The sequence below is a fragment of the Halomonas urumqiensis genome (genome assembly GCF_003028575.1).
GTDB classification, from domain to species: Bacteria; Pseudomonadota; Gammaproteobacteria; order Pseudomonadales; family Halomonadaceae; genus Halomonas; species Halomonas urumqiensis.
The window spans coordinates 24,558-39,754 of sequence record NZ_PYUD01000007.1 but is presented as its reverse complement, the minus strand read 5'-3'; the positions used below and the strand labels follow the sequence as shown (position 1 = coordinate 39,754).

15 protein-coding genes and 1 pseudogene are annotated in these 15,197 nt (G+C 64.1%); 12 read left to right on the top strand and 4 right to left on the bottom strand.

The window, feature by feature from the left end; genetic code table 11:
- The first annotated feature begins 56 nt into the window (after positions 1–56).
- Positions 57–1,013, top strand: coding sequence for a Nudix family hydrolase (locus C6V82_RS15090; RefSeq protein WP_229843226.1), 957 nt, complete (start codon positions 57–59; stop codon positions 1,011–1,013).
- Between the two features lie 28 nt (positions 1,014–1,041).
- Here the strand turns inward: C6V82_RS15090 and C6V82_RS15085 are convergent, their stop codons facing one another.
- Entirely contained in the window at positions 1,042–1,944 is a 903-nt protein-coding gene (locus tag C6V82_RS15085) for a carbon-nitrogen hydrolase (protein ID WP_102588598.1), read from the bottom strand.
- A gap of 69 nt (positions 1,945–2,013) precedes the next feature.
- The gene (locus C6V82_RS15080) at positions 2,014–3,069 is read right to left on the bottom strand and encodes an agmatine deiminase family protein (protein WP_102588599.1); all 1,056 of its coding nucleotides are present in this window, start codon (positions 3,067–3,069) and stop codon (positions 2,014–2,016) included.
- A 162-nt stretch (positions 3,070–3,231) separates the two neighbouring features.
- Here C6V82_RS15080 and C6V82_RS15075 point away from each other — a divergent pair, with 162 nt between their 5' ends.
- Positions 3,232–4,473 (top strand): lipoprotein-releasing ABC transporter permease subunit, encoded by a 1,242-nt coding sequence (locus C6V82_RS15075; protein ID WP_102588600.1) that lies wholly within the window; start codon positions 3,232–3,234, stop codon positions 4,471–4,473.
- Between the two features lie 37 nt (positions 4,474–4,510).
- On the top strand, positions 4,511–5,203 hold the full coding sequence (locus C6V82_RS15070; RefSeq protein WP_102588637.1) for an ABC transporter ATP-binding protein: 693 nt from the start codon (positions 4,511–4,513) through the stop codon (positions 5,201–5,203).
- A 70-nt stretch (positions 5,204–5,273) separates the two neighbouring features.
- On the opposite strand, the gene C6V82_RS15065 is transcribed toward C6V82_RS15070, so the two are convergent.
- Positions 5,274–5,801 (bottom strand): DUF2062 domain-containing protein, encoded by a 528-nt coding sequence (locus C6V82_RS15065; protein ID WP_102588601.1) that lies wholly within the window; start codon positions 5,799–5,801, stop codon positions 5,274–5,276.
- Between the two features lie 191 nt (positions 5,802–5,992).
- On the opposite strand from C6V82_RS15065, the gene C6V82_RS15060 reads away from it, so the two are divergent.
- The 9 genes from C6V82_RS15060 to murB are packed head-to-tail and all read left to right on the top strand — an operon-like array spanning position 5,993 to position 14,797.
- Complete coding sequence (locus C6V82_RS15060; protein ID WP_102588602.1) at positions 5,993–8,269, top strand: DNA internalization-related competence protein ComEC/Rec2; 2,277 nt, start codon at positions 5,993–5,995, stop codon at positions 8,267–8,269.
- Positions 8,270–8,304: 35 nt separating this feature from the next.
- The gene (locus C6V82_RS15055; protein ID WP_180978302.1) at positions 8,305–9,018 is read left to right on the top strand and encodes a MotA/TolQ/ExbB proton channel family protein; all 714 of its coding nucleotides are present in this window, start codon (positions 8,305–8,307) and stop codon (positions 9,016–9,018) included.
- Positions 9,015–9,452, top strand: a complete 438-nt coding sequence (locus C6V82_RS15050) for an ExbD/TolR family protein (protein WP_102588603.1) — start codon at positions 9,015–9,017, stop codon at positions 9,450–9,452. The genes C6V82_RS15055 and C6V82_RS15050 overlap by 4 nt, the downstream gene beginning before the upstream one ends.
- Complete coding sequence (msbA, locus tag C6V82_RS15045) at positions 9,449–11,200, top strand: lipid A export permease/ATP-binding protein MsbA (RefSeq protein ID WP_102588604.1); 1,752 nt, start codon at positions 9,449–9,451, stop codon at positions 11,198–11,200. The genes C6V82_RS15050 and msbA overlap by 4 nt, the downstream gene beginning before the upstream one ends.
- A complete protein-coding gene (gene lpxK, locus C6V82_RS15040) occupies positions 11,197–12,285 on the top strand; it encodes a tetraacyldisaccharide 4'-kinase (protein ID WP_373297647.1) in 1,089 nt (362 codons plus the stop codon). Before msbA ends, lpxK begins: the two co-directional genes overlap by 4 nt.
- Position 12,286: 1 nt before the next feature.
- Positions 12,287–12,496, top strand: coding sequence for a Trm112 family protein (locus C6V82_RS15035; RefSeq protein WP_102588605.1), 210 nt, complete (start codon positions 12,287–12,289; stop codon positions 12,494–12,496).
- On the top strand, positions 12,496–13,296 hold the full coding sequence (gene kdsB / locus C6V82_RS15030) for a 3-deoxy-manno-octulosonate cytidylyltransferase (RefSeq protein ID WP_102588606.1): 801 nt from the start codon (positions 12,496–12,498) through the stop codon (positions 13,294–13,296). Before C6V82_RS15035 ends, kdsB begins: the two co-directional genes overlap by 1 nt.
- Positions 13,296–13,772, top strand: coding sequence for a low molecular weight protein-tyrosine-phosphatase (locus C6V82_RS15025; RefSeq protein ID WP_102588607.1), 477 nt, complete (start codon positions 13,296–13,298; stop codon positions 13,770–13,772). Before kdsB ends, C6V82_RS15025 begins: the two co-directional genes overlap by 1 nt.
- Complete coding sequence (gene murB, locus C6V82_RS15020) at positions 13,769–14,797, top strand: UDP-N-acetylmuramate dehydrogenase (RefSeq protein ID WP_102588608.1); 1,029 nt, start codon at positions 13,769–13,771, stop codon at positions 14,795–14,797. The genes C6V82_RS15025 and murB overlap by 4 nt, the downstream gene beginning before the upstream one ends.
- 93 nt (positions 14,798–14,890) lie before the next feature.
- Here the strand turns inward: murB and C6V82_RS18305 are convergent.
- A pseudogene (locus C6V82_RS18305) lies at positions 14,891–15,197 on the bottom strand (hypothetical protein); the annotation flags it as partial.

The following is a 15,197-nucleotide window of genomic DNA, read 5'->3' as shown; positions in this document are numbered from 1 at the left end:
CAACCACCAGACACAGACGCCGCGCCCTGGCAGGCGTGAAAAAGTGGGAAAGGTGAATGAACGCAATGGTGAAAAGAAGGGTGCACGTGGCGGCTGCCGCCATCATCAGCGCCACCGGGAAGGACGTGCTGATTGCACGCCGACCCTCCAATGTCGATCACGGCGGTCTCTGGGAATTTCCTGGTGGCAAGCTGGCGCCCTATGAAACGGGCTTGGGCGGGCTGAAGCGTGAATTGCATGAGGAGTTGGGTGTCGAGATTCGGCGCGCCCAACCGCTGATTCGCATTCATCACGAGTACCCCGACAAGCATATTCTGCTGGATGTCTGGCAGGTGCATGAGTTCGCAGGCGAGCCCTTTGGAAGAGAGGGCCAGGCGGTACGCTGGGTACCGATGGGGGAGCTCTTCAAGTACCCGTTCCCGGCCGCCAACCTGCCGATCCTGCGTGCGGTGATGTTGCCCACCGAGTACCTGATCACCGCCGAGGAGTCGGATGATGCGCTGTTCCTGCAGCGCCTCGAGCGAGCGATGGTGGAGGATGGCATTCGTCTGGTGCAGTTGCGCGCCAAGACCCTCGACGAGCCATCCTATCTGGCCCGGGCCGAACAGGCGCTGGCGCTGTGTCGTCGCTACTCCGCACGCCTGCTGCTCAATGGTGAGCCTGAGTTGCTCAAGCATGTGAATGCCGACGGAGTGCACTTGACCAGTGACCGCTTGATGTCGCTCGAGCGTCGACCGATCGCCGAGGGCAAGTGGCTTTCCGCCTCGACCCATGATGATCGCCAGCTCAAGCAGGCTGGCAGGCTCGGCTGCGACTTCGTTTCGCTTTCACCGCTGCGTACCACGCCGTCGCATCCGGAAGTGTTCCCGATGGGTTGGCATGACTTCCAGCAACTGGTGGAGCGCGCCGCGATGCCGGTGTTTGCCCTGGGTGGCATGACCCGCCATGACGCCAATCACGCCCGTGCGGTCGGCGCCCAGGGTATCGCCTCGATTCGCGATTTCTGGAAATAGATAATGACGCCATAAGCGGGAAGCGCCCCTAGTCCCGATAGCGCCGCGTCAGATCGCCGTAGGCGTCGATGCGGCGGTCGCGCAGGTAGGGCCAGATACGCCGGACTTCCTCGCAGCGTTGCATGTCCAGGGTCACCAGCAGCCGTTCGGCCTGCACACCGGCATGCGCTAGCAGCTCTCCCTGGGGACCGCAGATGAAGCTGCCGCCCCAGAAGTCGATGCCTTCGCTCAAACCGCTATGGTCCGGTTCGTGACCGACCCGGTTGGCGACGATCACCGGCAGGCCGTTGGCCACCCCATGGCTACGCTGAATCAGTGTCCAGGCATCCTTCTGGCGGGCTTTTTCGGCGTCGTCATCGGTAAGTGACCAGCCGATCGCCGTGGGGTAGAGCAGTAGCTCCGCACCGGCCAGTGCCATCAGTCGTGCGCCTTCCGGGTACCACTGATCCCAGCACACCAGCACCCCGAGCCGACCCACCGAGGTGTCGATGGGCTGAAATCCCTGGCGTCGCTGATCATCCACGTCACCCGGCGTGAAGTAGAACTTCTCGTAGAAGCCGGGATCGTCGGGGATGTGCATCTTGCGGTAGTGGCCCACCGCGCCTTGTGCCTTGTCATAGACCACGGCGGTATTGTGGTAGAGCCCAGGCGCGCGGCGCTCGAACAACGATCCCACCAACACGATGTCGAGCTCCGCGGCAAGCGCCGCCAGTCGCGTGCCGGTGGGACCATCGAGCGGCTCGGCCAGGTCGAACAGTTGGGTATCCTCGAACTGGCAGAAGTAATGGGTGGCGTGCAATTCCTGGAGCATCACCAGTTCGGCGCCAGCGCTTGCCAGCTCGCGAATACCCGCCTCGCTCTCCGTGAGGCTGCGCTGCTTGTCGGGCCAGGCCGGTTGCTGTACCAGGCCGACCTTGAGGTGTCGGGTCATGGGGCTCTCCTCGATTGTCATTGCTCACGACTGACCCAACGACGGGGTCTCTCGCTACGGATGCTGGTGTCAGGTGTTGCTAGTATATGCGGCGGCCAGGCTTCCCGCGGGTAGCTGCATGGTCAGGCAGTGCAGGCTGCCGTGCTGGCGGATCACGCTGGTGCAATCGATGGGTATGATGTCACGGCCCGGGAAAGCCTCGCCGAGAGCCGCCAGCGCCCGGCTATCGGCGGCATCGCCGTAGGTCGGTACCAGAACGGCAGCATTGATGATCAGGAAGTTGGCATAGGTGGCCGGTAATCGATGACCGTCGACTGGATCGAAGCAGGCGCGCGGCCAGGGCAGGGCGATCAATCGGTAGGGGGCGCCATCGGCACGGCGCATGGCCTCAAGTTCTTCTCGCATGGCGGCCAGTGCCGGGAAGTGCGGGTCATCGCGGTCGTCACACGCCACAAAGGCGATGGTAGCCGGGTCGCAGAAGCGCGCCAGGGTGTCGATATGGCTGTCGGTGTCATCGCCCTCGAGATGCCCGTTGGTGAGCCACAGCACCCGGGTGATACCGAAATCCTCTCGCAGTCGAGCCTCCATGGCCGCTCGGTCAAGCTGCGGGTTGCGATTGGGGTTGAGCAGACACGCCTCGGTGGTCAGCAGCGTGCCTTCGCCGTCGGTCTCGATGGCGCCTCCTTCCAGCACCAGCTCGTGGTTGATTCGTGGGCAGGCGAACACGCCCATATCGTGCAGTCTGGAAGTCAGGCTGTCGTCGAGCTCGGCCTGGAACTTGCCCCCCCAGCCGGTAAACGTGTAATCGTGGAGGGCGAGCACGCCATCACGTTCGACGCCAATGGGACCATGGTCCCGGGCCCAGGTATCGTCGGCTGCGGCAACGATCAGATGCAGACGTTCAGGCGCTACGCCAAGGTTGGCGAAGCGTGTGGACAGGCGGGCGTGGGTCGCGGCATCGGGCACGCTGATCACCACATCCTGATAGCGGCCTATCGCCACTACCATGGCGTCGAGCGTCGCCTCGATACGTTCCAGCATCGCTGCCCAGTCACTGTCGGGGCCGGGCCAGGTGAGCTGTATGGCATCCTGTGGGTGCCATTCGGGTAGCAGGCGATTGGCCATCTGCCGTGCCCTCGTGGTGGAGTTCATGTGGCCGCGAATGTAGGGCGAGTGCCGGCGGGATGCAAGCGTCACAGGCGCTTCTCGGCTCTCATCCGCGGGCCAGGCAATGCAGCGCCACGAAAAAAGCCTTACCATGGGCGCCCGCTGACAAGGAACGCCAACATGCTCGACCGTCTTCCTTTCCTGATCGGGTTGCGCTATGTGCGCGCCAAGCGCCGCAACCACTTCATTTCCTTCATTTCCCTGACCTCGATGCTGGGGTTGATGCTCGGCGTTGCCGTGCTGATCCTCGTGCTTTCGGTGATGAATGGGTTCGACCACGAGTTGCGCACCCGCATCCTCGGCATGGTGCCGCACGCCAAGATCGAGTCACGTACCGGCATGGTCGAATGGGAGCAGCTTGCCGAGCAACTGCAGCAACGCGAGCGGGTGATCGGTGCCGCCCCCTACGTGGAACAGCAGGGGATGTTTTCGGTGGGTGGCAACAACGAGGGCGCCATCGTCAATGGCATTCATCCCGAATGGGAGAATCGCGTGTCGATCATCGGCGACCACATGCAGCAGGGCAGCCTCTCCGACCTCGAGCCCGGCGAGTGGAACATCGTGCTGGGGTCGATCCTGGCGCGGCGGCTTGGCGTCGGGGTGGGAGACCGGGTCACGCTGCTGGTGCCGGAAGCCTCGATCACCCCGGCGGGCGTGTTCCCGCGACTCAAGCGTTTCACGGTCAGCGGCATCTTCAGCGTTGGCGCCGACCTCGATGCCGGGCTTGCCTATGCCAACCTCGAGGATATGCAGACCCTGGCACGCCTGGGTGATGCTGTAGGCGGCCTGCGTCTCGAACTCGATGACCTGTTTATCGCCAGCAGCGAGACCCGTGCCATCGTCAATGAGCTGGGGGCTGGCTACCGAGGCACCGACTGGACCTTCTCCCACGGCAACCTGTTTCAGGCGATCCAGATGGAGAAGCGCATGATTTCCCTGCTGCTGACGGTGATCATCGCCGTGGCGGCCTTCAACATCGTCTCGACCCTGGTGATGGTGGTCACCGACAAGCACGCCGATATCGCCATCCTGCGAACCATCGGCGCCACGCCAGGTTCCATCATGGGCATCTTCATCGTTCAGGGGCTGGCCATCGGAGTGATCGGTATCCTCGTCGGGGTTGGGCTTGGCGTACTGCTGGCACTGACCATTTCCGATCTGATCGGTTGGGTGGAGTCGGTCTTCGGCATCCAGTTCCTCGATGCCGGGGTCTACTTCATCAGCAACTTGCCGTCGCGGTTGAGCTGGATCGATGTGCGCGACATCGTCATCGCGGCCCTTGGACTGACGTTCTTGTCCACGTTGTATCCCGCCTGGCGGGCCGCCAAGGTGCAACCTGCCGAAGTGCTGCGCTATGAGTGAGCCGATCACCCACATGGCCAACCAGGAGAGTTCGCCGATGACCACCGAGCAAGGGCAGCCGATGCTGGCCTGTCATGACCTGACCCGGGTTTACCGCGAGGGCCCTCAGGATCTCACCGTACTCGACGGATTGGCGCTGTCGGTGAATGCCGGTGAGCGAGTCGCCATCGTCGGCAGCTCCGGCTCCGGGAAAACCACGCTACTCAATCTGCTCGGTGGGCTCGACCAGCCCAGTCGGGGCGAGGTGCGAATTGCCGGAGAGTCGCTGGCCAATCTTGGCAATGCCGCCCTGGGGCATTTTCGCAATCGGCACATCGGCTTCGTTTACCAGTTCCACCATCTGCTGGCGGAATTCACCGCGGTGGAGAATGCCGCACTGCCGCTGATCGTGCGAGGGTTGCGCAAGAAAGATGCCGAGCAACGTGCCATGGCGCTTCTCGACAAGGTGGGAATGGCGGCGCGTGCCGAGCACAAGCCGGGTGAGCTGTCCGGTGGCGAACGGCAGCGTGTGGCGATCGCGCGGGCACTGGTCACCGACCCGAGCCTGGTGCTGATGGACGAGCCGACCGGTAATCTCGATCAGCACACCGCCGCCAGCATCCTGGCGCTGATGGATGATCTGGCACGCAATGCCGCCTGTGCCTTCGTGGTGGTGACGCATGACACAGCGCTGGCCGCTCATCAAGATCGCGTGCTCAAGCTCGATGAGGGGCGGTTGACGGGCCAGTAGTGTTGACCGATGCGCATGTTCTGACCACACACCACCGGCGCCTTTCAGGCGCCGGTGGTGTGTGGGGGGCTCAACCGGATTTGCGTCTACGGCGCCAGCGACGTTGCCGCCAGCTACGTGAGACTTGCCAGCGCCACAGCAAGCGTATGACAAGGTTGCCAAGAATCGCGAGCACGACGGCGCTGACAATGGATCCCACCACCAGTGCTGGCATGATGTCGACCATCTGCTCGGCAATCCAGCGGGTCGAGAGCCGGCTCGGTGCTTCACGAGGGGTGGTGTGCATCAACCAACTACCGATTCGGTAGTTGCCATAGAAGATCAGCGGCATGGTCAAGGGATTGGTGATCCATACAAGCCCAACCGACAAGGGGAGGTTGCACCGGCACAACCAGGCGCCGAAGGCGGCCACCGCCATCTGGAACGGGATCGGCAGCATGGCGCTGAACAGCCCCACCGAAAAGGCGTTGGCGACGCTCCTTCTGGTCAATACCCACAGCGATGGATTGGCGATCAGGTGGCCCATGAAGCGCAATGAACGCTGCCGCCTGAGCGTATCTGGATGGGGCATGTAGCGCTTTAGAAAACGGCGCGGCATGACGGTTGGCTCGCGGCTGCGTGATGCGAGCTATTATCCATGCATGGGATCATTCTTGCCATGCTGCCCGCTCCACGAAATCGCCATTTCGATGAGTGGCACCCTGTGGACGAGGTGACATCGCCAGACATCAGGGTGTGATTCCGGGTGAGGCGTGGCGGGCCTTGTGGAGCAAAGGAATGCCGAAGGGAATGTCCATTCCTCTGGCACTTGCCGCGCTTTGCGGTGTGGCGCTGGGGGCCGTGGCATCTTCCGGGGTGCTGGAAGTCGCGGTAATGGTGGGGTTGTTGCTGGCGGTGCGTCATCCGCGCGGGTGGCCGGCGCTTGCGGTGATGCTCGCTGTTGCCGTGAGCCTGCTGCTGGCCAGGGGGGCCGAGTTGCCGGCGGGCCTTGCCGGTGAGGATTTGGCTATCGAGGGCCGGGTACTGGATGTCTCCCAGGAGGCATCGTTGGCTCGCTTGAATGTCGCCGTTGACCACTGTGCGCCACTCTTTGAAGGTCGGCTGTCCTGTGATCAGCTGCGCCGGGTGCGAATCAGCATGCGAGACGCCCCGCCGATCCTTGCGGGTGAGCGTTGGTCCTTCACTGTACGGCTGCGGCCTCCTGCCGGGTTCGCCAACCCCCATACCTTCGACTACCGTGCCTGGCTATGGCGAGAGGGCATTGATGCGACGGGGTATGTGCGCAGTGAACCACCCGCGCGAAAGCTCGCTGTCGCGAATGTTTCCCTGCATCGTCTGGCGCTTGCGCATCTCGACCGCCAGGCGCTCGAGCCGCATCAGGCACGCTGGTTGGCCGCGCTGACGCTTGGGGCCAGCGAGCGTCTCGAAAGGCAGGATTGGGATCTTCTCAATGCCAGCGGCACCACGCATTTGATGGTGATCTCCGGGTTGCATGTCGGGTTGGTGGCCGGCTTCAGCCTGCTTGCGGGACGCGGTATGGCGAGAGTGCTGACCCCGGGCGCCTGGCGTCTGGCGGTGTGGCCGTGGTGGCTGGCGGGCGCGGCTACGGTAGGGTACGCCACGCTTGCGGGGCTTGAGCCTCCCGCCCTGCGCGCCATGCTGATGACGTTGGTGGGACTGTGGGTGGCCAGCGGGCGACACGCCCCAGGGCCCTGGCAGGGCTGGTGGCTGGCGTTGGCGCTGGTGATCGTGGCCGACCCACGTAGTGCCTGGCAGCCTGGGTTGTGGCTTTCCTTTACAGCGGTGGCGTTGCTGATCCTGATCTGGCAAGGGCGAAGCCGTCCTGCCGGAGTACATGGCTGGTGCTGGGCGCTGCTGCGTACTCAGCTGTTGCTGGCGCCGTTGATGGCCGCCGCCGTGCTCATGTTCTTCGCGCGGCTGGCACCTGCCGCGCCCTTGGTCAACCTGGTAGCCGTGCCGTTGGTCAGTAGTTTGCTGGTGCCCCTGGGGTTGCTTGGCTGGCTGCTGGCACCCTTGCCTTGGCTGTCCAGCCTCTGCTGGTGGCTGTTTGGTCAGTTGGTGGACATGCTGATCGCGCTGCTGGAGCTCGCGGTGGCCTGGCTGCCATTGTGGCTGCCCGAGGCCGAGCAGGTGACCCCCCTGGCGCTGGCGCTGGGGGCGTTAGCCATGCTCTGGGCGTTGCCGGGCCTGGCGACCGTGCTGCGTGGAGCAGGCACGTTGGTCGTGCTGCTGGTCCCGCTGGTACACGCCGCGCCAGGCATGCTTCCCGGCGAGTTGCGGGTGCGTATCCATGACGTCGGGCAAGGGCAGCTCGTGGAGCTGCGTACCGCCAGCTACCGGCTGCTGTTCGATACCGGCCCACGTTTCGGTTCCGGTTTCACGCCACTGCAGACGTTGTGGCCACCGGGACAGCACTTCGACGAAGTGATTGTCAGTCATGCCGATCTTGACCATGCAGGCGGAGTCGCAAGCCTTATCGAGCATCATCACGTAGGGCGGTTCCTGGCGCCAAGCGATGAGAGGATTGGGGTCGAGGCAGCGACCTGTCAGTCCGGGCAAGTCTGGCATCGCGATCAGGTGGCGTTTCGAGTCCTCTGGCCGCCGGCGGACACGTCGCGCTTTTCCAGCAACGACCGATCCTGCGTGCTGGAAGTCACCGCCGGCACACAGCGTGTGTTGATTACCGGTGATGTGGGTCGCGAGGTGGAGCGGAGTTTGTTGCTCGAGGCGACTGCCCCAGTGACGCTGCTGGTGGCTGGCCATCACGGTAGCTCGACCAGTTCAGGCCCACATCTGGTCAGTCTGCTGGCACCGCGCCAGGTGATTTACAGCGCTGGACGCGGCAATCCCTTTGGCCATCCCGCCGATGAGGTCGTGAGGCGATTTCGGCGCACTGGCAGCTGCCAATGGAACACCGCCCTGGATGGTGCGGTGACGTTCTGGTTCGGCAACGCCAATGCGCCTCATCTGCACACCCAGCGTCCATTACCCTGGCGGCGCGGCGGTGTCGGTAGCGACTGCCTTGCGTTAGAATCGAGGCACTGAACGGCCTGCTCGCCGGGAATTCTCGAGGGGAACGCATGAACATGATGGATGCCCTGGTCGCCGGGGGCTGGCTGATGCTGCCGTTGCTGGGCAGTTCGCTGCTGGCCACGGTGATCATTATCGAACGCTTGTGGACACTGCGTGCCGGGCGGATTGCGCCGCTCGGGCTTGGACAGGAAGTCTGTACCCTGGTCTCGCGCGGGCAGGTCAACCTCTACTGGCTGGAAAGCCATTCGCCGTTGGGTGGGGTGCTGGCGGCGGGTCTGCGCAATGCGCGTCTTGGCCATGAGCAGGTTCGCGCCAGGCTTCAGGAAGCCGCCACGGCGGTGATTCACGACATGGAGCGTTTTCTCAGCCCGCTGGGCACGATTGCCGCGATCACCCCATTGATCGGCCTGCTCGGCACCGTGGTTGGCATGATCGAGGTATTCTCGGTGATCGTCGCTGGTGACGGCGCCAGTCGCACCGCCGATCTTGCCGGCGGTATCTCCCGTGCCCTGGTCACGACGGCGGCCGGTCTCACCATTGCCATTCCCGCGCTGATGTTTCACCGCTATTTCCAGCGTCGGGTCGAGGACATCACGGTGCGAATGGAAGAGCAGGCGGGCCAGGTGGTCGAGTTTCTGGCCCATTATCCTGGTGAGCTGACCCTGGCCGAGCGCCACGGCAGCGGCACTCAGCAGCAGGAGCGTGATACGGAGCGTCTGGAGGCCGATGGCCGCATCGCGCCGAGGGTCAAGCAGCCGTGAGGTTTCCGCGATCCCGCCGCGACCCGGTGGAAGTGAACCTGACGCCGCTGATCGACGTGGTGTTCTTGTTGCTGATCTTCTTCATGGTTTCGACCACCTTCGAGACGCGCCAGGCGCTCGAGCTCACCTTGCCGGAAAGTGCCAGCGGCGTGGCCGCCGATGTTTCTCCGGTGACGCTTGCGGTGACTGCACAGGGGGTATATCGGCTCCAGGGGCGCGAACTCAGCGCCGCCGAGCTGGGTGAGGCGCTGGCTAACGAGGCCGAGGCGGCGCGCGAGGCGGGGCTGGTGATCGAGGCAGATGGTCGAGCCAGCCACGCCGATGTGGTGCGTGCCCTCGACCAGGCAAGCCTGCTCGGCATCCGCCAGGTGCGTATCGCCACCGCTCAGCCCGCATCGACCCAGGCCACATCGACCCAAGCGGAGACGCCGTGAATTACGACGGAACCCAATACTCTGGCTGGACGCTTTACCGGCGACTGCTTGGCTACGTCAAGCCGCACTGGCGCTCCTTTGCGCTGGCAGTGGTTGGCTATGCCCTCTACGCGGCATCGAGCACCGCACTCGCCGAAATGATGAAGCGACTGATCGATGGCATTCAGGACCCCGATGCGGCCTTTCGGTTGTTCCTGCCGTTGTTCGTGGTCGGCATGTTCGCGATTCGTGGGCTAGGCACCTTTCTAGGCACCTATTTCATGAGTAACGTGGCGCGCAACGTGGTCCACACGCTGCGTTGCAACGTGTTCGATCACATGCTGCATTTGCCGGGGCGTTTCTTCGACGCCCATTCCAGCGGGCATTTGATCTCGCGGGTCACCTTCCATGTTGAGCAGGTCACCGGCGCTGCCACCAATGCCATCACCATCCTGCTGCGCGAAGGGTTATTCGTGATTGGGCTTGTCAGCTACCTGTTGTGGACCAACTGGATGCTGACGCTGCTGTTCCTGGTGGTCACGCCATTGATCGGTGGCGTCGTCAGCTACGCCAGCAAGCGCTTCCGGCGAATCTCTGCGCGCATCCAGGCCTCCATGGGCGATGTCACCCATGTGGCCTCCGAGGCGCTTTCCGGCTACCGCGTGGTGCGCACCCACGGCGCCGAGACCTTCGAAAAGGATCGATTTGCCAGGGCAAGCGATTACAACCGCCAGCAGAGCATGAAGGAGGCGCTGACCCGCGCGATCAGCACGCCGGTCATCCAACTACTGGTGGCCCTGTCGCTGGCGCTGCTGGTGTGGCTTGCGATGTCGCCGGCGCTGATGGCCAACATGACGCCAGGCGAGTTCGTGGCGTTCATTACCGCTGCGTCATTGATGGCCAAGCCTGTGCGCCAGCTCACCGATATCAACAGCGAGATCCAGAAGGGTATCGCCGCGGCCACGGAGCTGTTCGGCTTGCTTGAAGAGCCCGCCGAACGTGACCAGGGTACCCATGAACCCGGCCGACTCGAGGGTCGCGTGCGCTTCGAGGGGGTCCACTTCGCCTATGGGGATGATCAACCCGAGGTGCTAAAGGGTATCGACCTTGAGGTGGCGCCTGGAGAAATGGTCGCCATTGTCGGCCGTTCGGGTAGCGGCAAGACCACCCTGATGGGGCTCTTGCCGCGCTTCTACCACCCCACGTCCGGGCGCCTGTCGATCGATGGCGTGCCCCTCGAGAGCTTTCGCCTGGCGCCCTTGCGCCGCCAGATTGCCTTGGTTTCCCAGCAGGTCACGCTGTTCAATGCGAGTATTGCCGACAACATCGCCTATGGCGTTCCCGATGCCGACCCCGTGGCCATCGAAGCGGCGGCGCAAGCCGCCCACGCGCATGAGTTCATCGAGGGCCTCTCCGGCGGCTATGCCACGGTAGTCGGGGACAACGGTGTAATGCTATCCGGGGGCCAGCGTCAGCGTCTGGCCATCGCCCGGGCGATCTTCAAGGATGCCCCGCTGTTGATCCTCGACGAGGCGACCTCGGCGCTGGACAGTGAGTCGGAGCGTTATATCCAGGCGGCGCTGGAGGAGGTGTGCCGCGGGCGTACTACCTTCGTGATCGCCCACCGGCTTTCGACCATCGAACGGGCGGACCGCATCCTGGTCATGGAGCAGGGCGAGATCATTGAGCAGGGCAGCCATGCTGAGCTGCTGGCGCGAGACGGTGCCTACGCGGCACTGCATCGTCTACAGTTCCAGGAGTCCCGCTGACCTTGGCGGGACGGCTGATCGCGTGGCTCGGCACGCACTGGCAGGAGGCCGCCTATGGCGAGGCGTCGCGCCTTGCCTGGCTGCGCCCGCTGGAAGCACTATATCGGCGTGGCATGTCGCGTCGTGCCCACGCCTACGCTTGCGGTGACAAGCCCGTGTGGCGCGCCCCGGTGCCGGTGATCGTGGTCGGCAATATCACCCTTGGCGGCACCGGCAAGTCACCCCTGGTGGCCTGGCTTGCCGAGTGGCTTGCTGCTGGCGGGTGGCACCCGGGCATCCTCTCGCGGGGCTATGGTGGCAAGCTGCCCAAGGGGCACGCGTATCCGCTTTGGGTCACGGCCGAAACGCCTGTCAGCGAGAGCGGTGATGAACCGCGCATGCTCGCCGAGCAGACCGGCGTGCCCGTGATGGTAGACCCCGATCGGTCGCGCGCCGCGCGTCGTCTTGTGGACGCCGGTTGCGATATCCTGATAAGTGACGATGGGCTTCAGCACCTGGCGCTGGCCCGCGATCTGGAACTGGTGGTGGTGGATGGCAAGCGCGGCTTCGGTAATGGCCACTGCCTGCCGGCCGGGCCGCTGCGCGAGCCCCTCGAGCGGTTGCGCAGCGTCGATGCGGTGCTGGTCAACGGCGAGCCGGCGTTTGTGCCCCCGGTGGGTGTGCATGGCATGCGCCTGAGTCCCTCTGGCTGGCGTCGCCTGGGGGGCGAGCGAGAGCCCCTGGCGCCGTTGCCGTTCCAGACACCGGTGCATGCGGTGGCGGGGATAGGCAATCCGTCGCGCTTCTTTGCGACCCTTGCCGGGCTCGGGATCGAGGCGATTCCGCACGCCTTTGCCGACCATCACGACTTTGGTGTCGAGGATCTCGCCTTCGGCGATGGCCATGCGTTGGTAATGACCGCCAAGGATGCGGTCAAGTGCCGGGGGTTGGCGCCATTCGACAGCTGGGCACTGGACGTGGTCGCAGAGCCCGATGACGCGTTCGTCGCCTGGTTGGAACAGCGTGTGGCGGCATGGGGTTCACCATCTTGCCGATCGCCATCTTTCGAATCACCATCTTTCGAATCTCGATCAAGAGGTACATGAAATGGACAAGGAGCTTTTGGCCATGCTGGTCTGCCCGCTGTGTAAGGGCAAGCTCAAGTACCACCGCGAGGCGGGTGAGCTTCATTGCCTGTTCGATGCCCTGGCCTATCCGGTACGCGACGGCATTCCGGTGATGCTGCCGGAGGAGGCGCGTGTCCTGGAGGTCGACGAGAAGCTGCATGACTCACCCGGGCGCTCGGGAGACAGCTGATGACACACACGGACCGGACCTTCATCGCCGTTATCCCTGCACGTCATGCGTCCACGCGCTTGCCTGGCAAGCCGCTCGCCGAGATAGCAGGTGAGCCGATGGTGGCGCATGTCTGGCATCGCGCCCGCGAGAGTGCCGCAAGCAGAGTGGTGGTGGCCTGCGACGATGTGCGGATTCGTGAGGCACTGGCGCCCTATGGCGCCGAGGTGGTGATGACCAGCCCAGCCCATCCATCAGGTACCGACCGGCTTGCTGAAGTGGCCGAGCAACTGGCCCTGGCCGATGATGCGGTACTGGTCAACGTGCAGGGGGATGAACCGCTGATTCCCCCGGCGCTGATTGACCAGGTGGCGGCGCGACTCTTCGAGGATCGCGACGCTTCCATCGCCACGCTTGCCGAGCCGATCAGCGACGTTCAGACCCTGTTCAACCCCAATGTGGTCAAGGTGGTGCGTGCGCTCTCCGGCCGGGCGCTCTACTTTTCCCGGGCGCCCATTCCCTGGGATAGAGAGGCCTTCGCCAAGCGTCCCGAGTTGCTTGATACCGATGCCTGGCTGCGACATGTCGGGCTCTATGCCTACCGTGCCGGATTCCTTGCCGAGTACTGTGGCTGGGAACCTTCGCCGCTCGAGCAACTCGAGCAACTCGAGCAATTGCGTGCCCTGCATCATGGCCATGCCATTCAGGTGGCGTTGTCGCTCGCGCCGCATCCGGCCGGTGTCGATACCCCCGAGGATCTCGCCAGGGTTCGGGCGCTTCTCACCGCGGGTGGGGAAGATGAGGGGGAGGCCGACCAGTGATGCGTGTGCTATTCGTCTGCCTTGGTAATATCTGCCGTTCGCCTACCGCCGAAGGCGTGTTCCGTCGCCTGCTCGACGAGCATGGCCTGGCTTCGCGGGTGGCGGTGGATTCCTGCGGGATTGGGCCCTGGCATGTCGGCAAGTCGCCCGACCCCAGGGCGTGCGAGGCCGCTGCGCGTCGCGGGGTGGACCTCTCGGGGCTACGCGCACGACAGCTTGCCGATGAGGATTTCGTGGTCTTCGACTATGTGTTGGCCATGGATCACGACAACCTTGCGACGATACGCGAACGCCTCCCTCATGACTGCCAGGCCCATGTGGGACTTTTCCTGGCATTCGCCGGCCAGCAGAATAGAGAGGTACCGGACCCCTATTTCGGCGGTGAGGACGGCTTCGACGAGGTCTTCGATCTTATCGAGGCGGCTTCGCGTGGGTTGCTCGTGGATATTCAGGCGCGCCTGGGGACGAGCCGTTGAGTGTGCCGATACATTCGCACTACGATCTTTCCAGTGCCAATACCCTGGGATTGCCTTGCATTGCCGAGCGCTTCGCCGCACCCGCTGACCCCAAGGCGCTGAGGGATACCGTGGCATTGGCCCGCGCCCAAGGTTGGCCGCTGACCTTGCTTGGCGGCGGTAGCAACCTGATCCTGCCGCCGCAACTCAGTGGCCTTGTGCTGACGCCAAGCATGGCCAACTGGTGGGTGGAGGAGCGCTGCGACGCGATACTGGTTCATGCCGAAGCGGCTGTGGTCTGGCATGAACTGGTCATGGCCATGGCCCGGCGTGGCCTGTGGGGCGTCGAGAATCTGGCGCTGATTCCCGGCCACTGCGGTGCGGCACCCATCCAGAATATCGGCGCCTATGGGGTCGAGCTCTGTGACGTACTGGACGCCGTGCACGTGCTCTATCTCGACGATGGACGCGAAGCGGTGCTGTCGCCTGAGCAGTGTGCCTTCGGCTACCGTGACAGTATCTTCAAGGGCGAGCTCGAGGGGCGCGTGGTGATCACGCGCCTGGTATTGCGCTTGAGTGCCGACCCCACCCTGCGGCTGGGTTACGGCGATCTTCAGGCGCGACTTGGTGCCGACCCCACTGCCCTGGAGGTGGCCGACGCGGTGTGTGCAATTCGCCGCGAGAAACTCCCCGACCCCGCGCGCATCGGCAACGCCGGAAGCTTCTTCAAGAATCCGCTGGTGCCGGGTCCGCTCGCCCGAAAGCTGCTGGCCGATCACCCAGGAATGCCCCACTTTCCCCAACCCGATGGCGCGGTGAAGCTGGCGGCTGGCTGGTTGATCGAGCGCTGTGGCTTGAAAGGCTGGCGAGACGGGCATTTCGGGGTGCATGACCGTCAGGCGCTGGTGCTGGTCCATCACGGCGGGGGTAACGCTGATGAGCTGTTGGCCTTTGCAGGCCAAGTCGCTGGCGCCGTATTCGAGCGATTCGGAGTCGTGCTGGAGCGCGAACCGCGCTTGGCAGGTGGCGACATGCGATATCCCTGAACGGCCCAACTCTTGGCGCCATCAGCCAGCCCACAACGACACCGCCCGCAGCCAATGGCTGCGGGCGGTGTCGTTGGGTACCAGGCAATCAGGTTACCCCTGCTTGCCATCCTGTGCCTTGGCTTCCAGTTCCCGACGGCGGATCTCGCGTGGATCATTGTGCGCACGGCGCCGCCGACGGCTGGCTGGGCTCTCCTCCTCGGCCTTCGGAGCCTCAGCCTTGGGCGTGTCGGCCTTAGACGCCTCAGCCTTGGGTGCTTCGGCCTTGGGCGTTTCGGCCTTGGGCGTTTCGGCCTTGGGCGTTTCGGCCTTGGGCGTTTCGGCCTTGGGCGTTTCGGCCTTGGGCGTTTCGGCCTTGGGCGTTTCGGCCTTGGGCGTTTCGGCCTTGGGCGTTTCGGCC

Excerpts from the sequence above, each read along its gene's own strand:
- C6V82_RS15090 (WP_229843226.1), top strand. The coding sequence starts at position 57 with ATGAACGCAATGGTGAAAAGAAGGGTGCACGTGGCGGCTGCCGCCATC.
- C6V82_RS15085 (WP_102588598.1), bottom strand. The coding sequence starts at position 1,944 with ATGACCCGACACCTCAAGGTCGGCCTGGTACAGCAACCGGCCTGGCCC.
- kdsB (WP_102588606.1), top strand. The coding sequence starts at position 12,496 with ATGACACACACGGACCGGACCTTCATCGCCGTTATCCCTGCACGTCAT.
- C6V82_RS15075 (WP_102588600.1), top strand. The coding sequence starts at position 3,232 with ATGCTCGACCGTCTTCCTTTCCTGATCGGGTTGCGCTATGTGCGCGCC.
- C6V82_RS15055 (WP_180978302.1), top strand. The coding sequence starts at position 8,305 with ATGAACATGATGGATGCCCTGGTCGCCGGGGGCTGGCTGATGCTGCCG.
- C6V82_RS15035 (WP_102588605.1), top strand. The coding sequence starts at position 12,287 with ATGGACAAGGAGCTTTTGGCCATGCTGGTCTGCCCGCTGTGTAAGGGC.
- C6V82_RS15070 (WP_102588637.1), top strand. The coding sequence starts at position 4,511 with ATGACCACCGAGCAAGGGCAGCCGATGCTGGCCTGTCATGACCTGACC.
- C6V82_RS15080 (WP_102588599.1), bottom strand. The coding sequence starts at position 3,069 with ATGGCCAATCGCCTGCTACCCGAATGGCACCCACAGGATGCCATACAG.
- C6V82_RS15025 (WP_102588607.1), top strand. The coding sequence starts at position 13,296 with ATGCGTGTGCTATTCGTCTGCCTTGGTAATATCTGCCGTTCGCCTACC.
- C6V82_RS15065 (WP_102588601.1), bottom strand. The coding sequence starts at position 5,801 with ATGCCGCGCCGTTTTCTAAAGCGCTACATGCCCCATCCAGATACGCTC.
- C6V82_RS15060 (WP_102588602.1), top strand. The coding sequence starts at position 5,993 with ATGTCCATTCCTCTGGCACTTGCCGCGCTTTGCGGTGTGGCGCTGGGG.